Source organism: Streptomyces hokutonensis (genome assembly GCF_042751305.1).
GTDB classification, from domain to species: domain Bacteria; phylum Actinomycetota; class Actinomycetes; order Streptomycetales; family Streptomycetaceae; genus Streptomyces; species Streptomyces hokutonensis_A.
Genome location: NZ_JBHYWD010000015.1, coordinates 1 through 21,535 on the forward strand (window position 1 = coordinate 1; position 21,535 = coordinate 21,535).

Genomic DNA, 21,535 nt, shown 5'->3' on the forward strand with positions numbered 1-21,535 from the left:
CCAAATCCGGTGGGGCCCCACGCGCGCGTGCCGCAGGTTGGTTCCCAGTCGTGCCGGTTGTGCGTGCTCAGCGGCCGGCCGGCTCCATGACCGACTCGGCCCCGGAGCCTTCGGTCGACTCCGCCGACTCGGCCACCTTCACGAGTTCCGCCGCGCGGCGCCTCGTCGGGATCAGCAGGGTCGCGATGCCGGCGAGGGCGACCACGCCCGAGCCGGTGACCAGCGCGGGCTTCAGTCCGTCGACGAAGCTCTGGCCGGTGTCGTAGCCGCCCTGTGCCGAGAAGATCGACGCCATGATCGCGATGCCGAGGGCGCCGCCCACCTCGCGGAGCGCGTTGTTGGCGCCGGAGGCGATGCCCTGTTCCGACGGGCGGACGCTGGACATGACCAGGTTGGCGGCCGGTGCGAAGTACAGGGCCATGCCGATCCCGCTGAGGATCAGACCGGGCAGCTGGGCGGCGTAGGAGACGTCGGTGGTGACGATGTACGCCATGTAGCCGAGCCCTGCGGCCTGGAGGAAGAGGCCGGCGGCGACGACCGGGCGGCCGCCGACGCGGTCGGAGAGGATGCCGGCGATGGGCGCGACCAGCATCGGCATACCGGTCCAGGGCAGCATCCGCAGGCCCGCCTCGGTGGGCGAGTAGCCGAGGACGCCCTGCATGTACTGGCTGAGCAGGAAGATCGACCCGAACATCCCGAGGAACATCAGCAGGCTCGCGGCGTTGATCCCGGAGAAGGCGCGGGAGCGGAACAGCCGCATCGGGAGCATGGGGTTCTTGGCGTTGACGCTGTAGATGACGAAGCCGACGATGAGCGCGCCGCCCGCGAAGAGCCCGGTGAGGACGAGGGGGCTGGCCCACCCGTCGGCGGGGCCGCGGACCAGGCCGTAGACGATCCCGAAGAGGCCGCCGCTGACGAGCAGGGTGCCGGGGAAGTCGAGCGGGGCGCCGGTGCCGTGGGACTCGGAGAGGCGGAGGCGGGCGAGCGGGATCAGGGCCAGGCCGAGCGGGACGTTCAGCCAGAAGATCCAGTGCCAGGAGACGTGTTCGGTGAGGCTGCCGCCGATGAGCGGTCCGGAGGCGACGGCGAGTCCGTTGACGGCGCCCCAGATGCCGTAGGCCATACCGCGTTTGGCGGCGGGTACGGCCGCGGTGAGGAGGGTCAGTGTCAGCGGCATCATGATCGCCGCGCCGACGCCCTGGACCGCGCGGGCCGCGATCAGGGAGTTGATGCCGGTCGCCATGGCCGCGGCGGCGGAGGCGCCGGTGAATATGGTGATGCCGACGAGGAAGAGCCGCCGCCGGCCGAACCGGTCACCGAGGGCCGCGCCGAACATCAGCAGGACGGCGAAGGTGAGCGTGTAGGCGCTGACGGTCCATTCCAGGTCGCCCAGCGCGCCCCCGAGGTCCTTGCGGATGGAGGGCAGGGCAGTGGTGACGACGAGGTTGTCGAGGGCCGCCATGAATCCGGCGACGCTGGTGATGACGAGGGCCCAGACCATGCCCCCGCGCGGTGCGGTCTGTTCTGACATCGCTCCCCCAGTGTGGGTGATCACTACTGGCAATTAGTTATTGATGACTAACTTTGACGGTCATGAAAAGGCGCAGAATCCGCCTCTCGTCCGCCGCTACGACTTCTCCAGCCGACCGGTGACACGGGCCTCCGGGTACAACCCCTCCCAGACCCGGTGCTCCGGCGGAAAACCCATGGCCGCAAGGGTGTTGATCAGCATTCCGTACGCCAGGAAGGTCGTGGTCCCGTCCACATCGCCCCCCAGGGGCAGATGCACGACGTCCCAGAGCTTCATCCAGCCCTTCCGCACGGCCTCGCCGAACTCGTGGTCGCCCTCCGCCTCGGCGGCGGCCACCGTGATGTAGGTCTGCATCTGCATCTGGAGCTTCTCGGGGTGCTCCGTGATGAGCCGCACATAGCCGTTGGCCATGGCATGCAGGGCCTCTTCGCCCTCAAGCCCCTTGGACGACTCCTCCATGACCCGGCACACGTCCTCGACACACCTGAGCGCGGCCGCCGCGAACATCGCCTTCTTGCCCGGGAAGAGCCGGAAGAGATACGGCTGCGAGACACCGACCCGCTTGGCGATCGCCTCCGTGGAGGTGCCGTAGTACCCCCGCTGCGCGAACTCGGCGACCGCCGCGCGGACGACGCTCTCGCGCCTCTCTTCTGCGCTCATCCTGACCATGCGAGAAAGTTAGTACTCAATCACTAACCAAGTCAAGGGGTGGGTCCGGCGGAGTTCCGGGCAGCGGCCCGGATACTGCTCCCGTGCTGCTGACCTGGATCGCGGAGCTCGCGGACGAGCCCCTCATACTGAACCCCGCCGACCGGAGTACGGAGGTGGACACCAACACCTGGCGCCTGGGCCCTGAGCCGGACGACGGGCCCGCTCCCTCCGTCGCCGCCGTGGTGACCGCCTTCGAGCGCACCGCCGAAGCCCTCCGGTCCCGGATCCGCGAACTGGGCTTCCCGGGAGTCGCGACGTTCTACGTGTGGCACGACACACAGTCGGGCCACCTCCGTTGCTCGACGGCGTCACTGCCGGTGACCGAATTGCCGTTCGGCGGGAGCTACCGGCCCTCGTACGACCTCGCACCCATCGTCGAGGCCTTCCTCGCCACGGACATGTCCGAGCCGGATGGCATGCCATTTCCCGTATGGGTCCGGCAAGTCGGAGGCGGGGCTCACTGACCGACGGCGGGTGCTGGGGCCGCCGCTCTGCGAGTAAGGGGCGCCCGCAACGGCGGACGCCCCTTACTTCAGCTCAAGTTCACGCCAGTCGTACGACGGCTCGTGACATCCCGAGCACCTTCTGGCCGGCGCTGGTCGCCACGAGGTCCACGCGGACCGTGTTGTCGTCGAGCTTGGCCGCTACCTTGGCGCTGACCTCGACGGTCGCGCCCTGGTCGTCGTTCGGGACGACGACGGGCTTGGTGAAGCGGACGCCGTACTCGACGACCGCGCCCGGGTCGCCGGCCCAGTCGGTGACCACGCGGATCGCCTCGGCCATGGTGAACATGCCGTGCGCGATGACGTCCGGGAGCCCGACCTCCTTGGCGAACTTCTCGTTCCAGTGGATCGGGTTGAAGTCCCCGGAGGCGCCCGCGTACTGGACGAGAGCGGCGCGGGTCACGGGGAAGGTCCGGGCCGGCAGCTCGGTGCCGACCTCGATGTCGTCGTACGCGATCTTCGCGGTCACGTCAGTTCTCCTCCGCCGCGCGGGCCACCAGCTTGGTCCAGGCGGTCACCACGTGTTCGCCCGCCTCGTCGTGGACCTCGCCGCGGACGTCCAGGATGTCGTTGCCCGCCATCGACTTGATCGCCTCGATCGTGGACGTGACCGTGAGGCGGTCGCCGGCGCGCACGGGGCGGACGTAGACGAACTTCTGGTCGCCGTGCACCACACGGCTGTAGTCGAGGCCGAGTTGCGGGTCCTGGACGACCTGTCCCGCGGCCTTGAAGGTGATGGAGAAGACGAAGGTGGGCGGGGCGATCACATCGGAGTGGCCGAGCGCCTTGGCGGCCTCCGGGTCCGTGTATGCCGGGTTGGCGTCCCCCACCGCCTCCGCGAACTCACGGATCTTCTCCCGGCCCACCTCATAGGGGTCGGTGGGCGGGTAGGTCCGCCCCACGAAGGACTGGTCGAGCGCCATGACTCGGCACCTCCTGATGTGTCTGCTCTGCTGATAACGACGCGAGGCCGCCCCCAACGTGCGGGGACGGCCTCGTGTACGAGCCTGTATTTATCGCGTTTCGCGGTGCGCGGTGTGCGCATTGCAACGCGGGCAGTGCTTCTTCATCTCCAGTCGGTCCGGGTTGTTACGCCGGTTCTTCTTGGTGATGTAGTTCCGCTCCTTGCACTCCACGCAGGCCAGCGTGATCTTCGGGCGGACGTCGGTGGCAGCCACAGGAGTGCTCCTTGACGAACGGATGGGACTATGAACGCATAACAGAGTAGCCGATCGAAGGACCGACCCCACAATCGGCTACTGTCAGTAGCGGTGACCGGACTTGAACCGGTGACACAGCGATTATGAGCCGCTTGCTCTACCGACTGAGCTACACCGCTGTGATGGGATTGGTTCCCACCTTGCGGTAGGAACCTCTCACACCAGAGCCCCAATACGGAATCGAACCGTAGACCTTCTCCTTACCATGGAGACGCTCTACCGACTGAGCTATTGGGGCGAGCGATGAAGACATTACACGCTCCGCCGCCGTTCACCCAAATCCGTTTCCCGGCACCGCTCCAGCCCCTTCCACGGCCCTCCCGAAGGCCTCTCGGGCCCCTCCCGCACGGCGGACCACACCGGTACGACTATTGCGCTCCTCCGCGCCGCGAGCGGATCACCGCCCTAGGCTCGACTCACTCTGCGTGATCTTGCGCCCCTTTGCGCAGCCCCCCGCCGTGAGCCCCGAAGCCGAGCCCGCGAAGCCCTGAGCCCCTGGAGCGCGATGCCCGACAGCCAGCCCCAGCCGTCCCACTCGTCCTCGGGTCCGTCGGGTTCCTCGGGCTCGTCGGGACCGGCCGACCCGGCCGCGCTCCTGCTGTGCGGGGCCCGGCTGACCGACGGCAGGACCGTGGACGTACGGCTGGGCGGCGGGCGCATCGAGGCGGTCGGCACGGCGGGCAGCCTGGCGACGGAGGCCACGCGCGCGTGCGGCGCGCGCGTGGACCTCGGCGGCTATCTCCTCCTCCCTGCCCCGGCCGAACCGCACGCGCACAGCGACACCGCTCTGTCGGCCGAGAACGGCGGACCCGTCTCCTACGACCCCCAGGACGTCCAGCGCCGCGCCACGGAGGCCGCGTTGCTGCAGCTCGGGCACGGGGCGACGGCGCAGCGGGCACACGTGCGCGTGGGGGACGTCCAGGGGCTCACCGCACTGGCCGCCGTACTGCAGGCGCGGCGGGCGCTGCGCGGGCTGGCGGAGTTGACGGCGGTGGCGATGCCCCGGCTGCTGACCGGGGTGGCGGGGGCGGACGGGCTCGCGATACTGCGGGACGCGCTGAAAATGGGTGCCTCCGTAGTGGGCGGTTGTCCAGATCTGGACCCCGATCCGACGGGGTACGTGGAGGCGGTCCTCGATGTCGCGTCCGAGCACGGCTGCCCGGTCGACCTCCACACGGACGCCGCCGATCCGGCCCGTCTCGCCCGGCTGGCGGCGGTCGCGGGCGGGATGCGCCCCGGGGTGACGCTCGGCCCGTGCGGGGGCCTGGGGCGGCTGCCCGCGGACACGGTCACCCGGATCGCGGACCAACTGGCCGCCGCCGGCGTGACGGTGGTGTGCCTGCCGCAGGGCGGCTGCGGCGGCGTCGACCGGCGGGGCACGGCTCCCCTACGGCTCCTGCGCACGGCCGGCGTCCAGGTGGCCGCGGGCAGCGGCGCCCTGCGCGACGTGTCCAACCCTGTGGGCCGCGGCGACCCCTTGGAGGCGGCCTACCTGCTCGCCTCGCGGCACGGGATGCGGCCCGAGGACGCGTACGACACGGTGAGTTCGTCGGCACGGGCGGCGCTCGGTCTGCCCGAGGTGCGGGTCGAGGCGGGATTTCCGGCCGAACTCCTCGCGGTGCGCGGCGACCGGCTCGCGGGCGCGCTCTCGCTGGCGTACAGCCGGATCGTGGTGCACCGGGGGCGCGTGGTGGCACGGACGAGCGCGGTGCGGGAGTACTGCAACACGGCGGCGGGCGCGGAGTTGGGGCTGCCACGGCAGGGGCGGGGCGAGGTGTCGTGAGCCGGGCCGGAGACGGGGCGCGGTGTCTGAGCTGCTCGACATGACCTAAGGCAGCAGCCGAGCGCGGTCCGTAAGCCGCTCGACGCAACCCGAAGCAGGGGTTGGGTGCAGTGGGTGATCCGCTTGGTGTGACCGGTGCCGCTCGGGGGCGTACGCCTGGGGCGCGAAGGCCCGTACGCATCCCTGCTCGCGCGCCCGGCGCGTGCGTCGCGGGGGTGTGCTGCTGGGACGCGGCTGAAGTCATGCGGCGCGTGCGGCCGTCCGGGCGTACGGTCGAAGGCATGCGCATTGTCATCGCTGGAGGTCATGGTCAGATCGCGCTGCGGCTGGAGCGCCTGCTCGCCGCGCGTGGTGAAGAGGTCGCGGGCATCATCCGCAACGCCGGACAGAGCGACGATCTGCGGGCGGCCGGCGCCGAACCGCTCGTGCTCGACCTGGAGTCGGCCTCGGTCGAGGAGGTCGCGGCGCTGCTGCGGGGCGCGGACGCGGCGGTCTTCGCGGCGGGCGCGGGCCCGGGCAGCGGTACGGCCCGGAAGGACACGGTGGACCGGGGTTCGGCGGTGCTGTTCGCCGACGCGGCGGTCCTGGCGGGCGTACGGCGTCATGTCGTCGTCTCCTCGATGGGCGCGGATCCGGCGCACCGCGGGGACGGTGTGTTCGACGTGTACCTGCGGGCCAAGGGCGAGGCCGACGCGTATGTACGCGGACTGGATGCCCTGGACTGGACGATTCTGCGCCCCGGTTCGCTCACGAACGACGCCGGCCGGGGCCTGGTCCGCCTGGAGGCCCATACCGGGCTCGGTTCGATCCCGCGCGACGATGTGGCCGCCGTACTCGCGGAGTTGGTGGACACTCCGGCGACGGCCGGGCTGACGCTGGAGTTGATCGGTGGATCCGCGCCGGTGTCGGTGGCGGTGAAGTCGGTGGCGGGGAACTGAGCTTGTCCGCCGGACGTTCTCCTACTGCCTAGAACAGCGGCATCTGGCCCGGGAAGTCCGGCACCGCGTAACCGTCCAACGCGGGCTGGGCCGCCCCCAGTTCCGCCTGTCGCCGCGAGCCGGGGCACGACACGAGCTCGCCGCTCTCGCGTGCGCCGGGCGGGTCGTGACGCGCGAACCGTCCGGCGACGACGGCGATCTCGCGACGGCACTCGGGGCAACTCCTGCGGCGTGACGACATGGGATCAGTCTGCCCCGCCGCGGGCCGCGTCGGCCGTCGAGGCTCGCTCAGCTGTGGGAGACGGTGAGTCCGTAGAAGGCGACCCGGGCACCCTTGGTGGTGCTGTCGGAGGACGACTGGTTGTACGAACCGGCCTTGAAGTACTGCTTGTAGGCGTTGAAGGACGACGGGATGGCGTAGTGCGTGGTGCTCCCGTTGACCGTCAGATTGATGGTGTTGCCGCCCGAGACGCCGATCGTGTAGCTCCATGTCTTGCCGACCGCCACGTTGCCTACGGTGTGCAGCGTCTGTCCGCCGTCGGGCGAGTTCTCCGTGCCGAGGACGATTTCGCCGCTCGACCGGTAGTAGAGCTCCAGCAGCGGCTTGGTGGACGTGCCGCCCGTGCCGAGGTGGATCTGGCCCACGCAGACGTTCGAGGTGACGGAGACGACCCGTAGCGTCGCCTTCATCGTGTGCGTGCCGCTGAGCGACCAGTTGGCGGCGCTGCCGCTGCGGTTCATCTCCCGCAGTTCGGAGCGGGCGTAGTTCGAGTTGGGCGTGGTGACGCCCTTCTCCGGCGCCCAGAAGGTCATCGCACCGTCCCGGGTGTCCGTGTAGAAGTACGAGTCCTGGAAGCCGTTGGCCCCCTGGAGCCGGGCCGACGAGATGGTCGTGGGCGAGCCCGGGGAACCCACCGGCTCCTGGAGCTGCCACGCCCCCAGGTCGAAGTTCCCGCCGGGCGCGACGGTCGGGTCCGCGAGGGGTGAGGCGACGGTGCCGGTGACGTCGGTACTGCCCGACGCGGCCGGAGCCGTGAGGGCCAGCCCACCGGTCACGGCGGTGACGGTGGCCAGGGAGGTGAGCAGCGTACGCATGCGCATGGGGGGTGCCTTCCTGTCTGCTCGATGGACTCGGTTGGCGATGCGCGTTCATATGTGTTCACATATATGAACTTTGTGTTTCAACATGAACGCGATGCCGCGACAGTAGGGCTGTGGCACGGTCACGTCAAGACTGGGAACGGGGCGGCGGAAGGCGGCGGAACGCTCCGGGAACGACGAAAGGGTCTGTGCTCAGCAATGCTGCTGAGCACAGACCCTTTCGATCATGTGGCGGCGCCAGGGTTCGAACCTGGGTAGGCTGAGCCGGCAGATTTACAGTCCCCTCAAGATTGCACACTCAAAGCGCCGTTGACCTGCGGATACGGAGAGATCCGAGACCAACTCACCCCCTGGCGTCCGCACCTCGTCCGCCGACGCCTGGATCCAGCTGGGCAGACGCGACACCTGAGTGCACATCACCCCTCCCTGAGTGACCCTTCGGCATGTGCGCTCACATCGCCTTGCCAACCCCCTCGTGGGGATACAGCGAGCAGGTCTTGGGGCATGGCGAGTTCGCCTGCTGGCCGTTGAGCGAGCCACCCAGAGCGCCTGTGAGATGGCGCTTCTGTGCGCACATGCCTGAAGCCCAACCGCTCGTAGTAGGCGTGCAGACCTGTGTTTGTGCGCCATGTATCAATGCGCACCCAGGTTCGCCCCTCTAGGGCTGCAAGACGAGACATCCAGTCGACCACCCGTGTACCGAGATGCCGGCCAGAAGCCTCCCGCGAAACGATCAACTTGTAGAGGTAGAGCGCGGTTTCGGGGTGATCGGCATCTGTCCAGAAGTCCCGATCCACGGCACCTCGGCTGACGGTGGCGAGCACCTGCTCACGCTCGCCGACCACAACCCAGGCACGGCCTTCATCGATGTTGGTGTGCCACTTCGAAATCGCGCGCTCGCCCGTCTCGGGGTCGCTCCACTGGTCAGTTCCCTTGGTGCGCAGCCACCCTTCCGCTTCCGCACGAAGCGCCATCAGGGCGGGTACATCCTCAGCCGATGCGGGGCGGAGGTACTCAGTCTGTGCTGACTTCATAGAGGATCTTGTGCCTGTCTCCGGGAAGGATGGTGACCATGCAACGGAGCGGTCGACCGTCCGCGTCATAGCCCGTTCTAGTGTGTTCCGCGACCGGTGTTGCGGCTGGCAGGGCAAGTAGTTCGGCCTCCTGTCGGGTCGGCATGCGCACTGCAATCTCATCCCTGTACTTGGCTTGCACGAGCCCCACCGAAGCCAGGATGCCGCCGGGAGCCGAGACATCGCGAGGCTCCATCAAGGGTGTGCCTGCCACGAGTTCCTGAGGGAAGTACGAGTCCGCGAGTGCATAGGGACGGCTGTCGACGTACCGAATGCGTTTCCGCGCTACGGCCAAACCGTCCTCAGGCAGTTCGAGGCACTCGCGGACATGGTTCGGCGGTTCCACGATCGACACCGTGATGTCCTGGCGAGGCGCCTTCCCGTCCTGAGCGATGGCGCTTGCCCACTGGTCACCGGCCGTTTGGCCCTCTACCGCATTGGCGTGACGACTACGGCTTTCCAGCGTCGTCCAGTTCCACACGACTGGCGGGTAGTCCTCACGGACGTACTTCCCCTGGCCCTGGCCTGTGACGACTAGCCCTTCCTCAATCAAGGTGCGCACGCCGGCGCGAATGGTCTCCCGGCTGTAGCCGTACTGGCTCATCATCTGAGCCTCGCTCGGCAGAGCCTCTCCGCCCTTCAAGTCCCCAGACAGGATCCGTTCGCGCAGGTCAAACGCGATCTCCTGCGCCTTGGTCATCCCTCGCCGCATCGGCATTCCATTCCCTCCACTCCAACTCCTCCGTACAAGTTAGACCAGGGGGCTTGACTCTCCAAGCCGGAGTCGTGCAATCTCATGTCACGGCACTCCTCCAGACAAGCCAGACGGGGTGTCACGTACGACCTTGCCGTACGAGTATTGGCGCCCGGAGGAAAGCCCGCAGGGGTGAGTACGAAGGAAGTGCCTGTTGTTTGAAAACTCAACAGTGTGCCTGAGGGAATCCCGCCCCCCTCGCAATCAAAGAGGGCAGGCGCGTGCGGGTTCTGCCCCCGTGCGCGGTGCAGCGCATTTCGACCATTTCGCAGCACAACGGCTGCGGCCGGTTGCCTCCGTCGCTCGTCTCGCACGAGCGGCGCTGAGGGGAGCCGGACTTTCCGACTTCAACGGCGCGCGGCTCCCGGGGTGCCACCCGGGAGCCGCTGTTCGGGCCGTTCCATCGACTAAGGAGTCACGACCCAATGAACCACATCGTCACAGTTCAGGAAGCTGTTACCGCGTTCGCCGAGTGGCTTGAGCCCACGGACGCGGAGCTGGACGAGATCGAGCGTGAGGCTCCGCTGATCAACGCTGAGCTTGAACTGCTGGACGTGCAGATCGCGCTGTTGGACCGGCCGGTCACGGAGACGGACACCCGCCGACTGCGCCGGGCCCACCGCAAGGTGCTGGCCACCCGCCTCGCAGTCACGAACCAGGCCGCTTCGGTCTCCGAGGCCGCCGCATGAGCGCCGCGCTGAGCCTGGACGACCTGTCCGTGCCGTTGCGGGTGCTGCGTCTGCTGACCGCGGACTTCGGACACCTGCCGGCACCGAACGTGCACGTGTCCCCCATCTACCCGAACCGGCTGGAGCTGTCCTTCCACTCCGGTCTGCCGGACTTCGAGGCCTGGCGCGAGGCACTGGACGTCACCCCGGACGCGGTGACCTACACCGTGCAGCGCGACGGCCGTACACAGATGCTGCGCACAGTCGTCGACCACGCGGGCACTGAGCTGGAACTGATCGGCTACGGCGACCTCTGCGCCCCGGTACCGGTCGGTGCGGCATGAGCGCCGCCGCCCGCGTCGACGTGCGGTCGACGCCCGTCGAAGCGCCGTTGACGCCCGTCGCCGTGGACTACGCGATCACCACCCTGGCGAGCGTCCTCACGGTGGTACTGACCGCGGTGGCGTTCTGGCTCTCCTACGAACACTTGCAGGAAGTCGCCGCCGCACACGGCATGGCCCAAGCGGTCGCCCGCTCGTGGGCGTGGCCCGCCACAGTGGACCTGTTCATCGTCATCGGTGAGCTGCTGATCCTGCGTGCCTCGCTCGCCCACCGGGTCGACTGGTGGGCAATCGGCCTGGTCACCGCAGGCGATGGAGCCTCCATCGGCCTCAACGTCGCCGGCGTCGGCCAGGACGCGGGCGCCCTCAACTACGTGGTCGCCGCCGTTCCCCCGGTGGCCGCGCTGCTCGCGTTCGGCGCGCTCATGCGGCAGGTCCACGCCTACCTCGCCCGCCGCGCGTCGACGGGCGTCACTCTCCCGCCGCCGGGCGTCGAAGCCCCGTCGACGCCCGTCGAAGTGAGCGTCGACCGCCCCACGTCCACTTCGTCCACGGTGCCCATGCGGGAGACCGAGTTGGTTCCCGAACTACCGGCGTTCGTGCCGGAAGTCGAGCCCGCGTCGACGCCCGTCACTGTAGAAGCGGCACCCGTCGCGGTGTCATCGACGGCCGTCGATCTGTGCGCTCCGGTGGTCTACGCGAACCGGGTGGATCAGTTGGTGCGGGCCCTGTACGGGAGCGACTTCACCCAGCCGAGCACCACCCGCATGGTCATGGCGATGGACGCCGCGGGGCTGGGCACGTCGCAGTCCACCGCCCGCACGGCCCGCGGTCGGGTCAAGGCTCGGGAGCCGCACCTGGCCAACTTCCCTTCCACTATCGCCAGTTGAAGGGGGAGCGGGTCATGTCGCTCACGTTCGCCAAGTGCTTCGACCCCAACGGCGCCCGCTACGGGATACCCACCTTCCCCTGGCGCCACGTCCCCGACGGCTACGCCACCCGCCGCCAACTCCGCGCCCGCGGCTTACGCCCCGGTGGCCAGGAGGTCGCCGCGCAGGCCTTACGCCCGCGCTACCGGCGCGGCCCGCTGGTCGCCTACTTCTACCGACTCGACCACGCCAAGCCCGTCCGGCCGATGACGCCGGCCAAGCGGGCCGCGCTCGCCAAGGCCAATCTCGCCCGCCGCACCTGCCCGAACTGCCGCGCGGACGCCGGCTACGTCATCCCCGCCTCGCTCGGCATGTGCGTGCCCTGCGCCTACCCCGACGACGAACAGCGCGCCGCCTGAACACCCCTACTGCACTTGGGAGTTTCGCTGTGTCCAGCCGTACCCGAGCCCGCGGCACCGCCGGGGTTCACACCGTCCGTATCCCGCACCAGCGCGGGCGCCGCTCGCAGCCGTTCCTGATCGTCGTCCCCGACCGCCCCTCGCTGACCCGCGAGGCGTTCGGCTTCCTCGGGCGGACGCTGTGGCACTTCCGCCGCGCGCTCGCCCCGACCGGCCTCGCCCTGCTCGCGCTGGTCGTGACCGCACTCCTGCACGCGCTCGGCTGGTGGACCGGCCTGGTCCTCGCACCGCTGGCCATCGCCCCGGCGGTGTGGCTGGGCATCATGCAGCACCGCCGCCCCGCCCACCGTTCCGCGCTGGCCTGGCGCATCGCCCTGACCGCACTCGCCACCCTCACCGGCTCGTGGGCAGCACTGGCCGCCGGGTTCGGCCCGCTGGCCGGCTCGCTCGGCCTGGTCTGGCTGCTGGCCCTGATCATCGCGCAGTCCGCATGGCTCATCGTCCGCCGCACCCACTGAGCTTGAGGAGACACGTCTGATGGCAGACAACGGATCGGCCAACCGGGCCGCCAACCGGCAGCACCGCCAGGCTCAGCACGCGGGTAGGCCGCGCGTCAACACCACCACCGGAGCCAGCGACAAGGGACAGAAGTTCATCAACACCGGGGCCGGTATCGGGGCCGGTATCGGCGCCGCGGCCGGCAACTTCGTTGGAGCGGTGGGCGGCTCGTTCGTCCCGCCGATCAACGTCACGGTCAACAACACCAAGCACCAGGGCGGCGCCCGCCACGGCGGGGGCCGCTCGCACTCGGACTCCCTGCTGCCCGCCCCGGAGTTCGGCTCCCCCGCGCAGGTCCGCAACTACTGCAACTCCCTGCGAGCAGCTGGCGTGATGCTCTCCATCGAGGTGGCGATGGCTGCCGAGATCATCCAGGGCGTACTGAGTGCGGTGCCGGACCCTGAGGGCCGCGCGTTCGGCTCCCGCCTGCGCGCCCGGAAGGTCTCCCGCAAGATGCGCAAGTCCGCCGACGCCCTGCGCGACGCGGCGAAGAACGCCGCCTCCTGCTACTCCACCTTCCAGCAGGAGTTCGAGGAAGAGATCAACCGCGTCCGTCACCGCGCCCGCAAGCCGGCACAGCCGGTCATGAACTGGGCCCAGCAGTAAGGAGGTTCGACCATGGCTCAGCAGTGGACCGACCAGGAGGGCCGGACCTACCCGCTCACCCTCCCCACCACCACGCACGACGCTTCCGGCGGCACCATCCGCGCCTACCTCCTGCACCGGGCCAAGCCGCACCTGCCCCCGTGGCTCGGGTGGCTGGCGACCGGCGCGGCCGGAGCCATCGGCCACGAGCGGTGGCCCGACAGCGCCGCGGCCGGCGTCGGCCTCACCCTCGCCTCCGTCGCCCTCACCGGAGTGGCGTGGGCCGCGGGCAAGGGCGTCAGCAAGCAGCGCCGCCTCCACTCCGCTGTCACCGTCGCCGCCGGTTCGGCATGGGTGACCGCGGCGTGCCTGGCCGGACCCACGGCCGGGCCGATCGATGACCTGTTCCTGATGGGCGGGCCCGCGATGGCGCTGTCGTGGAACGTGCGCATGGTCATGCGTCACAACCCCGAAGGCGCCACCGCAAGTTCGGACGGGGGCCTGCTGGAGAAGGTGGGGCTGGCGCGGGCGCAGATCGGTGCGGCGAAGGTGGAACCCAACCGGGTCACCGCGCCAATCGCCTTGCAGCCGGGCGAGCAGACCAACGACGACGTCGCCAAGGCCCTGGTACGGATCGCCTCCGCCCTGGACCTGCCGACGTCCGCCGTGCGCTACACACCCGACCCCAGCTCGGTCCGCCGCGGCGAACTCGTCATCGTCCCCGAGGACATGCTGTCCGAGGTGCTGGAGTGGGAGGGCCCCTCCAACCTCGGGGGATCGATCGCCGATCCGCTGGTCATCGGCCGCTACGACGACGGCTCCCTGCTGGTGATGTGGCTGCCCGGCGACCCCGACGCGGGCCGCAACTCCACCCACGGCCTGATCGCAGGCCAGTCCGGCTCCGGCAAGGGCGATGCCGCCCTGAACCTGCTGACGGAGGTCCTCTCCCGCCGGGACGTCATCGTCTGGTTCTCCGACCCGAAGGCGTTCCAGGACTTCGCGCCCTTGCGTCCCGGGCTGGACTGGGCTGCCGAAGGGGGCAGCCAGACGGAGATCATGGTCGCGGCCGTCGAATCCGTCATCCCGGCCCGTACGCGCTGGCTCGGGGCCCACGGCTACCGGCAGTGGGTGCCCGCAGCGGCAGAGACGCAGAACGACCCGGAACACTCCTGCCGCCCGGACGGCCGCGCCTGCGGGTGTGAGGGGATGCCGTTCCTGGTCGCCTGGTTCGAGGAAGCCGCCAACACCCTGCGCAACCTCGGGGACGACGCGTTCACCGGGATCGCTCAGGAGGCCCGTAGCGCGGGCGTCTCGCTGATCGTCTCGTTGCAGCGGCCGTCCTACGACCAGATGTCCACCTCCACCCGCGCCTCGCTCCCGTCCGTCATCGCACTCGGCTGCGACGCGCGGGATGAGGGGTTCGCACTGCCGGAGACGGTCATCGACGCGGGCGCCCACCCCGGCGCGTGGGGCAACCGGCGCCCCGGCTACTGCTACGTCGTCTCCCCCGGGATCGACGAAGCGCGCTACCCCTCCCCGGGCCGCACCCGCCGCTTCACCACCCGCGCCGTGCCCGTCATGGAGCAACTCGCGGCGTGGGTGCAGCACAACGGCGCCACCGCGGACCCGATCACCGCCGGGGCCGCGTCCTCGGTCGCCGGCCGCGCCTACACCGGCCGCACCACCGACACCGACACCAGTGTCGGGCCGCGGCCGGCCGGGCTGCGGGCCGTTGCCGAGGAGGACGACATGGAACCGGCCGGTCTGCTCGTCGACCCCGAGGACGCAGACATCGACCCCGAGGTGGAACTCCCCGGGGTTGAAGAGGGCGACGACGCCCCGATCTTCGGACAGGAGACAGGCCACAAGCCCTCCCCGGAGGAAGCCCGGGAACTGTTCGCTCAGGCGCTGGAGGAGTTCGAGGAAGCCGGGCACATGGTCGTGGGTCCTGTGGACTTCATGGACTGGTGCGACCGCCACAGCCTCTCCCGCTCGTGGGTGTCCAAGCGGCTGAAGGACGCGGCCATGGAAGGCCGCCTGGAGCAGACGAACACCACCGGCCGGTGGCGCATCGTCCCCGCCCTCACAGCCGCCTGACACCCGTCACATGTGACGGGTCCGTCACACCCAAACCCCTAGGCGGGAGCGGGTGTGACGCGCCGGAACAGCGGCCCGTCACACCCCCTCACACCATCACGTCACACCCGCCCGCGGGCCCCGTCACACCCTGGCGCGAGCCCGCTCCCGTCCCGAAGGGAACCCCTCGTGACGCACCTCGAACACCGCCCCGCCCCGCTCGAACTCCACACCCCCCAGCCCCTCACCACCCCCGCTCCCGCTCCCGCTCCGGTGGAGCTGTACGGCGAGCGGGGACCGGTGGTGTGGGTGCCCGACGCCTACGGCCGCATGGTCCCCATGCCCAAGCACCTCGCCCCCGCCCCCATGGTCCGCCCCGAGCCGCGCGACCTGACCCCGCTCCCGCTGCTCGACCCGATCGCCCAACGGCTCATCGGAGCCGGGATCGGCGGGGGCGCGCTGTCCGGCGGTCTCGGCTACGGCATCGGCCAAGTCATCAGCGCCGCCGCCGGATTCGGCTCCGGAGCCGCCATGTGGATCGCCCTGCTCGTCATCGCCCTGCGCATGCCCGCCCGCGCCATCACCAACGGCCGCGACGGGAGCACAGTCCACATCCGCAAGGCCGTCATCAAGCGCAACCACTTCTACGGCTAACAACCCCAGGAGAGCCATGCAACCCCCATTCGAGCCGCAGCCCATCTCCGACGTCCCCTTGGACTCGCCACCGATCGGCCACATGAGTCCGAGCAAGCAGCACGCCGCCCTGCTCAACGAACTCGACAACGCCGACGTGGTCCTCGGCTCCCACGACCGCTTCATCGTCGGATGGCTCGCCAACCTCGACTGGTCCACCGTGGCCACGATCGCGAGCCTGATCCGACGCGCGGGCAACAGCCGCCACTAGCTGCGCCAAGGGCGGCCCCGGTTCTTTGGCGAGACATGGGGGCCGCCCTTGCCAACCAGTCCTCAACAGACCTGTTGGAGGTCTCCAGCATGACCCAACCCACCCACATCCGGCGAGTACGCGGCAACCCGCCGCGGCTGCTGGACGCGTTCTGCCGACAGGGCGGCGCGGGCAAGGGCTACGCCGACGCCGGCTTCGACGTGACCGGCATCGACATTGACCCGCAGCCCCTCTACCCCTTCCCGTTCGTGCAGGGTGACGCGGTCGACTTCATCCGTGAGCACGGAGCCGAGTTCGACTTCATCCATGCCTCGCCGCCGTGCCAGTTGGACAGCGACTGCCAGCGCCTGCACGGCAACGCCCACCCCGACCTGATCGACCCCACCCGCGCCGCCCTCGAAACCACCGGGCGCCCCTGGGTGATCGAAAACGTGCGGGGCGCGCTGCCCAAGCTCCGGACCCCCGTGATGCTCTGCGGGGCGATGTTCGGGCTTCACACCTACCGGCACCGGTACTTCGAAACCGGCGGGGGCTTCACCCTCCACCAGCCAGAACACCCCGCCCACACCGTGCCCCAGGCCAAGATGGGCCGCCCTGTCCCGCCCGGCTGGTACGGGCAGTTCGTCGGCAACTTCTCAGGCGTCCCCCTCGCCCGCCGCGTCATGGGTGTGGAGTGGATGACCCGTGAGGGCATCCGCGAGTGCATCCCGCCCGCCTACAGCGAGTTCATCGGCCGCGCCTACCTCGCTGGTGCGGGGACGCTGGGGGCGGTCGCATGACCACCGCAATCGCCCATCTGCGGACCGCGCTCAACCTCGCGGCGGCTGGCGTTCCGCCGCTGCCGCTGCGGGCGGGAAAGGTACCGTTCGGCAACTGCCGCACCTGCGCGAAGAACACGTGCGGCGGCCGGCCGAACATGAAGACCCCGGGCCCCTGCCGCTGCATAGCTCCCTGCCACGCGTGGGCCGCCGCCACCACCGACCCGCACGTCCTCACCTCCCCCCGGTGGGAAGCGGCATGGCGGCAGGCGGCGGCGGTCGCCTACCACCCCGGGGGCGCCGGGGTGACCGTGGTCGACCTCGACAACGCGGCGGCGGTCGCGTGGGCCCGCGAGGCGCTGCCCGCCACGCGGTTCGTGTCGACGACCCGGGGTGAGCACTGGATCTACCGGGGCGTCATGCCCTCCCACAACGCCGTACGGGCGGGTGTGGACGTCAAGTCGCTCATGTCCTACGCCCGTTGGCTGGGACCCGGCACCGGATACATGGCCACACTGCCATCGGCCGTCCGCGACCTGGTCGAAGGTGAAGAGACCACCCTCGCCCCGGGCAGGGTGGTCTCTTCCCTCCCCGGGCGAACCGTGTGGGATCCGACCGTGGCCACGGGATGCCGCCACACCCCCGGCTACGTCGGCACCGGCCTGGATCGCGGTGTGGCCATGGTCCTCGCCCGTGCCGATTCGGGCGCCGGATCACAGGCGTTCGGCGTGGCCCGTTTCCTGGCCAGGCAGCACGCGCAGTGCCCCGGACCTTGCGACCTGGAAGGGATCGGCCGTCAGATCATCACGGCTGCCGTCTCGGTCGGCGTCCCCGCCGCATACGCGGAACGCGCCGTCACCAACGGCATGGCGGGCGCCTTCCCCCACGCTCCACGAGCCGCCCAACCCACCTCGCCCGCAACGGCTTTGGGCGCGAAAGACGCCGCCCGCCAGGGCGTCCGAAAAGCCGTTGTCACTGACCCGCACCCGACCGCCGGAGGGATGCCCGCATGAGCATCAACGACGTTTCCCCGGACCTGTGGGAAGGGTTCGACCTGACCGCCGAGGACATCACCGGACCCGTCTGGGACGAACCGGTCCCCCTCAAGTCCCGCCCTCCGCTCCCCCCGTTCCCCGTCGACGCCCTCCCGCCGTGGCTGGGCGCTATGGTCTCCGGCGTGGCGGAGGAGACCCAGACCCCCGCTGACCTCGCCGGATGCCTCGCCCTCGCCGTGATCGCCACCGCCGCCGGCGGACGCGTGAAGGTGTGCGTGCGCGGACACTGGCGCGAGCCCGTCAACATCTACACCGCCGTCGCGCTGGACCCCGGCAACCGCAAGAGCGCCGTGTTCGACCTCATGGTCCGCCCGCTGCTCGCCGCGGAAAAAGCCCTGATCGAGCTGTCGGGGCCGATCCGGGCGGAGGCTGAGACCACCATCCGCCTGGCCAAGTCGGCTGCCGACAAAGCCGCCGGTCGGGCCGCCGGCGCCGAACCCGGCGAGCGCGACACGCTGACCGCGGAGGCCGTCCAACTCGCGCAGGCGGTCGACGAGTTGAGCGTTCCGGCCGTCCCGCAGCTCGTCGCGGACGACGTGACGCCGGAGAACATCGGGACCCTGCTGGACCAGCAGGGCGGGCGGATCGCCTGCCTGAGTGCCGAGGGCGAACTCTTCGACATCATCGCCGGCCGCTACAGCGGAAAGCCCAACATGGGCATGTTCCTCAAGGGCCACGCAGGCGACATGATCCGCGTCAACCGCCAGGGCCGCGAAGCCCAGCACATCGACATGCCCGCCGTCACCATCGGCCTCGCCGTCCAGCCCGAAGTCCTCGACGCGCTCTCCCGCATCGACGGAGCGGACGGCCGCGGCCTGCTCGCCCGCTTCCTCTACTCCAAGCCGCTCTCTCTGGTCGGGCGCCGCAACCTCTCCCCCGACCTGCTCGATGAGCAGGTAGCGGCCACCTACGCCCGGCAGTTGGGCGGGCTCACCCTGGTGCTGTCCGGCTGGACCGATCCTGCCCTGCTCCAGCTCACTCCCGAGGCGGACGCGGTCCTGCTCGCGTTCCAGAAGGTGACCGAGTCCCGGCTCGGACCGGACGGGAGCTATGCCCCGATCGTGAAGTGGGCCTCCAAGCGGGACGGGGCCGTGGCCCGCATCGCCGGACTACTGCACCTGGCCACCCACCCCGAGGACGGCTGGCACAAGCCCATCGACGCCGCCACCATGGCCGCCGCCACCACCCTGGGCGACTACTTCACCGCGCACGCCCTGGACGTGTTCGACACCATGAGCGCCGACCCCGCCCACGACGCCGCCCTCACCGCCCTCGCGCAGCTCGTCACGGGCAGCCTGGCGCAGTTCACCAAGCGGGAGCTGTTCCGCATGCTCCGGCGGGCGGACTTCCCCGCCATCAGCGACCTGGACCCCGCCCTCGCCCTGCTCGAAGAACACGGGTGGATCCGGCAGGTCCCCCCTCCCCCGCGGACCGGACGCGGCGGCCGGCCGCCCTCGCCCCGCTACGAATCCCACCCTCGCATCGCCCGCGCCACCTGACACAACCTCCCAAGCGCCGACACAACTGACACTACCCTCCGTGCACGCCGCTGACCTGCACAGACAGCCATGATCGCAGTTTTGACAGAACCGAGTTAAAACTCGACAGAACTTCTCGCCCCACGTCGGAGGCTCTGTGACAGAACCTCGTCGACCGAGGTTCTGTCAGGTTTTAACCCAGTTCTGTCAAAGATCACGGACCGGACGAAACCCCAGTTCAGCGGCCTATCGGCGAGGTTCTGTCAGTTCTGTCAGCGGATTCCTAAGCGAGGATCCAAAAGGACTCCTCGTTCTGCAATTCCCTCCTTCTACCCCGAGGAGATCCGCGCATGAGCACCCCCACCCGCCGGCGCCGCGCGCCAAAAGACGAACTACTGCCTCTGAGTGACGTCCTGGTGGAACTCGGCATCAGCCGGCCGACCTGGTATCGATGGCGTGATCGCGGTTACGGGCCGGAAGCGCGCCGCACGGAGTCAGGCCGCATCTGTGTGCGCCGAAGTGTCCTGGACGCGTTCAAAGACGAAATGGAAATTGCGTGACCGAGTGGAGTTACACCGTCAAGTTCTGGGCCATCCGGAAGCGCGATTATCGGAAGCCCTACCAACTCCGCTGGTTCGTGGGCACGAGTTCCCACTCGGAATCGTTCCTCACATCGGGCCTTGCAAAAAGCTTCGAAGCTCAGCTCATCACCGCAGCCAACGCAGGTGAACCGTTCGACGTGGAAAGCGGGCTCCCCAAGTCACTGGTCGTCAGAGACCGGGACATCTCCTGGTACGAGCACGCCCGCAACTACATCGATATGAAATGGGACGACGCCCCGGGGTCCACGCGACGCACCCTGGCCGAGGCCATGGCGACCGTGACACCCGCGCTGGTGAAGGACACCAAGGGTATGCCCGACGCTCGCGCCGTCCGCACCGCCCTCTATAGCTGGGCATTCAACAAGAACCGATGGGATAAGGAGATACCGGCTGACGTAGCCAAGACTCTGGACTGGTTCGAACGAAAGTCACTGCCCACGTCCTCACTCGCCGAACGTCTGCTCGTACGGGCCGCCCTGAAAGCCTTGTCCAAGAAGCTGGACGGTAAGACCGCAGCGGCTGGAACGATCCAGCGAAAGCGCGCCATCTTCCACAACTCACTTGAGTACGCGGTGGATGCCGAACTTCTCACCGAGAACCCTCTTACTCGCATCAAGTGGAAAGCCCCGGAACAGGTGGGAGAAGAGGTTGACCCCGCCTGTGTGCCGAATCCGGGGCAGGCCTCGAAGCTCTTGGCCGCCGTACGTGAACAGAGCCCCCGTGGGCGGCGCCTGGTGGCGTTCTTCGGCTGCATGTACTACGCGGCTGCGCGCCCGGCGGAGGTCATCGGGCTGCGCCTCTCTGACTGCGACCTGCCGCGCCGTGGGTGGGGCATGCTTCGCATCGGGGAGACGCGCCCCCGGTCGGGCTCAGCGTGGACGGACAGCGGAGAGCCACACGAGAAGCGGGGGTTGAAGCACCGGCCGCGGAAGGCGGTGCGGCCGGTCCCGATCCCGCCCGAGCTGGTGGCTCTGCTGCGGTGGCACGTCACTGCGTACGGCATCGCTCCTGACGGCCGACTCTTCCAGACGCAGCGTGGTGGACTGATCCAGGACACCGGTTACGGGGAGGTCTGGGCAGAGGCTCGGTCGCGGGCCCTGACTCCTGCCGAGTACGAGTCGACATTGGCCAAGCGCCCTTATGATCTTCGACACACAGCGGTTTCCACCTGGCTCAGCTCCGGGGTGGAACCACAGCTCGTGGCGAAGCGCGCTGGCCACAGCGTCGCCGTCCTGCTGCGCGTCTACGCCAAGTTCCTCAGTGACGGAGACGAGGCCGCGAACGCCAAGATCTCCGAACGGTTGGGGCGGCATCGCTGACGAGCCTGTGGCCGCCGTCCGCGCCCCGTCCGCGAAATCCGAGAGAGAACGTTCGAACACGAGACAGAGTGAGACAGTGCACTGATCCCACGGACGCATGACAAACGGCCCGGGGGGGGGGGGGGGAGACGACGGGCGGGGGGGGGGTGTGTGTTTGTGGGGGGGGCGGGGGGGGGGTTGGGCGCGCCGCCGCCGCCCCGCCCCGGGGGGGTCGGCGACGGCCGGGCGGGCGCCCGCCAGACACCCGAGACGCTCTCCGCGGGGCGCAGGATGAGCTTTTGTTTGTATT

Annotated in this window: 26 protein-coding genes and 2 tRNA genes; 17 read left to right on the plus strand and 11 right to left on the minus strand. The window is 69.4% G+C overall.

The annotated features are described in order from the left end of the window. Nucleotides 1-67: 67 nt before the first annotated feature. Both ACFXC1_RS32900 and ACFXC1_RS32905 read right to left on the minus strand, forming a co-directional pair. Nucleotides 68-1,531 (minus strand): DHA2 family efflux MFS transporter permease subunit, encoded by a 1,464-nt coding sequence (locus ACFXC1_RS32900; protein WP_381249611.1) that lies wholly within the window; start codon nt 1,529-1,531, stop codon nt 68-70. Nucleotides 1,532-1,627: 96 nt separating this feature from the next. Continuing rightward, on the minus strand, nt 1,628-2,200 hold the full coding sequence (locus tag ACFXC1_RS32905) for a TetR/AcrR family transcriptional regulator (RefSeq protein WP_381249614.1): 573 nt from the start codon (nt 2,198-2,200) through the stop codon (nt 1,628-1,630). Nucleotides 2,201-2,283: 83 nt separating this feature from the next. Between ACFXC1_RS32905 and ACFXC1_RS32910 the strand changes: the two genes are divergently transcribed. Further along, the gene (locus ACFXC1_RS32910) at nt 2,284-2,706 is read left to right on the plus strand and encodes a hypothetical protein (RefSeq protein ID WP_381249617.1); all 423 of its coding nucleotides are present in this window, start codon (nt 2,284-2,286) and stop codon (nt 2,704-2,706) included. A 79-nt stretch (nt 2,707-2,785) separates the two neighbouring features. Here the strand turns inward: ACFXC1_RS32910 and ACFXC1_RS32915 are convergent, their stop codons facing one another. The 5 genes from ACFXC1_RS32915 to ACFXC1_RS32935 form a co-directional block, all read right to left on the minus strand. After that, a complete protein-coding gene (locus ACFXC1_RS32915; RefSeq protein ID WP_381249620.1) occupies nt 2,786-3,214 on the minus strand; it encodes a MaoC family dehydratase in 429 nt (142 codons plus the stop codon). Between the two features lies 1 nt (nt 3,215). Then, the gene (locus ACFXC1_RS32920) at nt 3,216-3,668 is read right to left on the minus strand and encodes an FAS1-like dehydratase domain-containing protein (RefSeq protein ID WP_381249623.1); all 453 of its coding nucleotides are present in this window, start codon (nt 3,666-3,668) and stop codon (nt 3,216-3,218) included. 90 nt (nt 3,669-3,758) lie between these two features. Then, the gene (gene rpmG, locus ACFXC1_RS32925) at nt 3,759-3,923 is read right to left on the minus strand and encodes a 50S ribosomal protein L33 (protein ID WP_003948671.1); all 165 of its coding nucleotides are present in this window, start codon (nt 3,921-3,923) and stop codon (nt 3,759-3,761) included. Between the two features lie 88 nt (nt 3,924-4,011). Beyond that, a tRNA-Met gene (locus tag ACFXC1_RS32930) sits at nt 4,012-4,084 on the minus strand. A 46-nt stretch (nt 4,085-4,130) separates the two neighbouring features. Then, nucleotides 4,131-4,203, minus strand: a tRNA-Thr gene (locus ACFXC1_RS32935). Nucleotides 4,204-4,470: 267 nt separating this feature from the next. Here ACFXC1_RS32935 and ACFXC1_RS32940 point away from each other — a divergent pair. Together ACFXC1_RS32940 and ACFXC1_RS32945 are read left to right on the plus strand one after the other, a co-directional pair. Then, nucleotides 4,471-5,748, plus strand: coding sequence for an amidohydrolase family protein (locus ACFXC1_RS32940; RefSeq protein ID WP_381249626.1), 1,278 nt, complete (start codon nt 4,471-4,473; stop codon nt 5,746-5,748). 281 nt (nt 5,749-6,029) lie between these two features. After that, nucleotides 6,030-6,686, plus strand: a complete 657-nt coding sequence (locus ACFXC1_RS32945; RefSeq protein WP_381249629.1) for an NAD(P)H-binding protein — start codon at nt 6,030-6,032, stop codon at nt 6,684-6,686. Between the two features lie 28 nt (nt 6,687-6,714). On the opposite strand, the gene ACFXC1_RS32950 is transcribed toward ACFXC1_RS32945, so the two are convergent. From ACFXC1_RS32950 to ACFXC1_RS32965, 4 genes are all read right to left on the minus strand, one after another. Further along, on the minus strand, nt 6,715-6,927 hold the full coding sequence (locus ACFXC1_RS32950; protein ID WP_093627344.1) for a hypothetical protein: 213 nt from the start codon (nt 6,925-6,927) through the stop codon (nt 6,715-6,717). Nucleotides 6,928-6,974: 47 nt separating this feature from the next. Next, nucleotides 6,975-7,787, minus strand: a complete 813-nt coding sequence (locus ACFXC1_RS32955; protein WP_381249632.1) for a polysaccharide lyase family 7 protein — start codon at nt 7,785-7,787, stop codon at nt 6,975-6,977. Nucleotides 7,788-8,203: 416 nt separating this feature from the next. Next, nucleotides 8,204-8,821 (minus strand): GNAT family N-acetyltransferase, encoded by a 618-nt coding sequence (locus ACFXC1_RS32960; RefSeq protein WP_381249635.1) that lies wholly within the window; start codon nt 8,819-8,821, stop codon nt 8,204-8,206. Continuing rightward, nucleotides 8,802-9,560: a GntR family transcriptional regulator gene (locus tag ACFXC1_RS32965; protein WP_381249637.1), complete on the minus strand. Its 759-nt coding sequence runs from the start codon at nt 9,558-9,560 to the stop codon at nt 8,802-8,804. The genes ACFXC1_RS32960 and ACFXC1_RS32965 overlap by 20 nt, the downstream gene beginning before the upstream one ends. Nucleotides 9,561-10,039: 479 nt before the next feature. On the opposite strand from ACFXC1_RS32965, the gene ACFXC1_RS32970 reads away from it, so the two are divergent. The 14 genes from ACFXC1_RS32970 to ACFXC1_RS33035 all read left to right on the plus strand — a co-directional run bounded on the left by ACFXC1_RS32970 (nt 10,040) and on the right by ACFXC1_RS33035 (nt 21,246). Further along, complete coding sequence (locus ACFXC1_RS32970) at nt 10,040-10,303, plus strand: DUF6284 family protein (protein ID WP_381249640.1); 264 nt, start codon at nt 10,040-10,042, stop codon at nt 10,301-10,303. After that, on the plus strand, nt 10,300-10,626 hold the full coding sequence (locus ACFXC1_RS32975) for a hypothetical protein (protein WP_381249643.1): 327 nt from the start codon (nt 10,300-10,302) through the stop codon (nt 10,624-10,626). The genes ACFXC1_RS32970 and ACFXC1_RS32975 overlap by 4 nt, the downstream gene beginning before the upstream one ends. Then, nucleotides 10,623-11,513: a DUF2637 domain-containing protein gene (locus ACFXC1_RS32980; protein WP_381249646.1), complete on the plus strand. Its 891-nt coding sequence runs from the start codon at nt 10,623-10,625 to the stop codon at nt 11,511-11,513. The genes ACFXC1_RS32975 and ACFXC1_RS32980 overlap by 4 nt, the downstream gene beginning before the upstream one ends. 14 nt (nt 11,514-11,527) lie before the next feature. Then, complete coding sequence (locus ACFXC1_RS32985) at nt 11,528-11,911, plus strand: RRQRL motif-containing zinc-binding protein (RefSeq protein ID WP_381249649.1); 384 nt, start codon at nt 11,528-11,530, stop codon at nt 11,909-11,911. Nucleotides 11,912-11,940: 29 nt separating this feature from the next. Then, nucleotides 11,941-12,429 (plus strand): hypothetical protein, encoded by a 489-nt coding sequence (locus ACFXC1_RS32990; protein ID WP_381249654.1) that lies wholly within the window; start codon nt 11,941-11,943, stop codon nt 12,427-12,429. A gap of 19 nt (nt 12,430-12,448) precedes the next feature. Then, on the plus strand, nt 12,449-13,075 hold the full coding sequence (gene traA, locus ACFXC1_RS32995; protein WP_381249657.1) for a plasmid transfer protein TraA: 627 nt from the start codon (nt 12,449-12,451) through the stop codon (nt 13,073-13,075). Between the two features lie 12 nt (nt 13,076-13,087). Then, entirely contained in the window at nt 13,088-15,151 is a 2,064-nt protein-coding gene (traB, locus tag ACFXC1_RS33000) for a plasmid transfer protein TraB (RefSeq protein ID WP_381249660.1), read from the plus strand. Nucleotides 15,152-15,319: 168 nt separating this feature from the next. Next, the gene (locus tag ACFXC1_RS33005) at nt 15,320-15,784 is read left to right on the plus strand and encodes a hypothetical protein (protein ID WP_381249663.1); all 465 of its coding nucleotides are present in this window, start codon (nt 15,320-15,322) and stop codon (nt 15,782-15,784) included. 16 nt (nt 15,785-15,800) lie between these two features. After that, on the plus strand, nt 15,801-16,034 hold the full coding sequence (locus tag ACFXC1_RS33010; protein WP_381249666.1) for a hypothetical protein: 234 nt from the start codon (nt 15,801-15,803) through the stop codon (nt 16,032-16,034). Between the two features lie 89 nt (nt 16,035-16,123). Then, nucleotides 16,124-16,813, plus strand: coding sequence for a class I SAM-dependent methyltransferase (locus tag ACFXC1_RS33015; protein ID WP_381249669.1), 690 nt, complete (start codon nt 16,124-16,126; stop codon nt 16,811-16,813). After that, on the plus strand, nt 16,810-17,805 hold the full coding sequence (locus ACFXC1_RS33020; RefSeq protein ID WP_381249672.1) for a bifunctional DNA primase/polymerase: 996 nt from the start codon (nt 16,810-16,812) through the stop codon (nt 17,803-17,805). The genes ACFXC1_RS33015 and ACFXC1_RS33020 overlap by 4 nt, the downstream gene beginning before the upstream one ends. Next, nucleotides 17,802-19,346 (plus strand): YfjI family protein, encoded by a 1,545-nt coding sequence (locus ACFXC1_RS33025; RefSeq protein WP_381249675.1) that lies wholly within the window; start codon nt 17,802-17,804, stop codon nt 19,344-19,346. Before ACFXC1_RS33020 ends, ACFXC1_RS33025 begins: the two co-directional genes overlap by 4 nt. A gap of 329 nt (nt 19,347-19,675) precedes the next feature. After that, nucleotides 19,676-19,885, plus strand: coding sequence for a helix-turn-helix transcriptional regulator (locus tag ACFXC1_RS33030; protein WP_381249678.1), 210 nt, complete (start codon nt 19,676-19,678; stop codon nt 19,883-19,885). Then, nucleotides 19,882-21,246, plus strand: a complete 1,365-nt coding sequence (locus ACFXC1_RS33035) for a tyrosine-type recombinase/integrase (protein ID WP_381249681.1) — start codon at nt 19,882-19,884, stop codon at nt 21,244-21,246. The genes ACFXC1_RS33030 and ACFXC1_RS33035 overlap by 4 nt, the downstream gene beginning before the upstream one ends. The last annotated feature ends 289 nt before the right edge of the window (nt 21,247-21,535 follow it).

Bases quoted from the DNA above. Each gene is read 5' to 3' on its own strand.
- ACFXC1_RS32980 (WP_381249646.1), top strand. From the start codon at position 10,623: ATGAGCGCCGCCGCCCGCGTCGACGTGCGGTCGACGCCCGTCGAAGCG.
- ACFXC1_RS32970 (WP_381249640.1), top strand. From the start codon at position 10,040: ATGAACCACATCGTCACAGTTCAGGAAGCTGTTACCGCGTTCGCCGAG.
- ACFXC1_RS32965 (WP_381249637.1), bottom strand. From the start codon at position 9,560: ATGACCAAGGCGCAGGAGATCGCGTTTGACCTGCGCGAACGGATCCTG.
- ACFXC1_RS32975 (WP_381249643.1), top strand. From the start codon at position 10,300: ATGAGCGCCGCGCTGAGCCTGGACGACCTGTCCGTGCCGTTGCGGGTG.
- ACFXC1_RS32950 (WP_093627344.1), bottom strand. From the start codon at position 6,927: ATGTCGTCACGCCGCAGGAGTTGCCCCGAGTGCCGTCGCGAGATCGCC.
- traA (WP_381249657.1), top strand. From the start codon at position 12,449: ATGGCAGACAACGGATCGGCCAACCGGGCCGCCAACCGGCAGCACCGC.
- ACFXC1_RS32920 (WP_381249623.1), bottom strand. From the start codon at position 3,668: ATGGCGCTCGACCAGTCCTTCGTGGGGCGGACCTACCCGCCCACCGAC.
- ACFXC1_RS32945 (WP_381249629.1), top strand. From the start codon at position 6,030: ATGCGCATTGTCATCGCTGGAGGTCATGGTCAGATCGCGCTGCGGCTG.
- ACFXC1_RS32960 (WP_381249635.1), bottom strand. From the start codon at position 8,821: ATGAAGTCAGCACAGACTGAGTACCTCCGCCCCGCATCGGCTGAGGAT.
- traB (WP_381249660.1), top strand. From the start codon at position 13,088: ATGGCTCAGCAGTGGACCGACCAGGAGGGCCGGACCTACCCGCTCACC.
- ACFXC1_RS32985 (WP_381249649.1), top strand. From the start codon at position 11,528: ATGTCGCTCACGTTCGCCAAGTGCTTCGACCCCAACGGCGCCCGCTAC.
- ACFXC1_RS32940 (WP_381249626.1), top strand. From the start codon at position 4,471: ATGCCCGACAGCCAGCCCCAGCCGTCCCACTCGTCCTCGGGTCCGTCG.
- ACFXC1_RS33020 (WP_381249672.1), top strand. From the start codon at position 16,810: ATGACCACCGCAATCGCCCATCTGCGGACCGCGCTCAACCTCGCGGCG.
- ACFXC1_RS33010 (WP_381249666.1), top strand. From the start codon at position 15,801: ATGCAACCCCCATTCGAGCCGCAGCCCATCTCCGACGTCCCCTTGGAC.
- ACFXC1_RS32900 (WP_381249611.1), bottom strand. From the start codon at position 1,531: ATGTCAGAACAGACCGCACCGCGCGGGGGCATGGTCTGGGCCCTCGTC.
- ACFXC1_RS32905 (WP_381249614.1), bottom strand. From the start codon at position 2,200: ATGGTCAGGATGAGCGCAGAAGAGAGGCGCGAGAGCGTCGTCCGCGCG.
- ACFXC1_RS33015 (WP_381249669.1), top strand. From the start codon at position 16,124: ATGACCCAACCCACCCACATCCGGCGAGTACGCGGCAACCCGCCGCGG.
- ACFXC1_RS33030 (WP_381249678.1), top strand. From the start codon at position 19,676: ATGAGCACCCCCACCCGCCGGCGCCGCGCGCCAAAAGACGAACTACTG.
- ACFXC1_RS32955 (WP_381249632.1), bottom strand. From the start codon at position 7,787: ATGCGCATGCGTACGCTGCTCACCTCCCTGGCCACCGTCACCGCCGTG.
- ACFXC1_RS33025 (WP_381249675.1), top strand. From the start codon at position 17,802: ATGAGCATCAACGACGTTTCCCCGGACCTGTGGGAAGGGTTCGACCTG.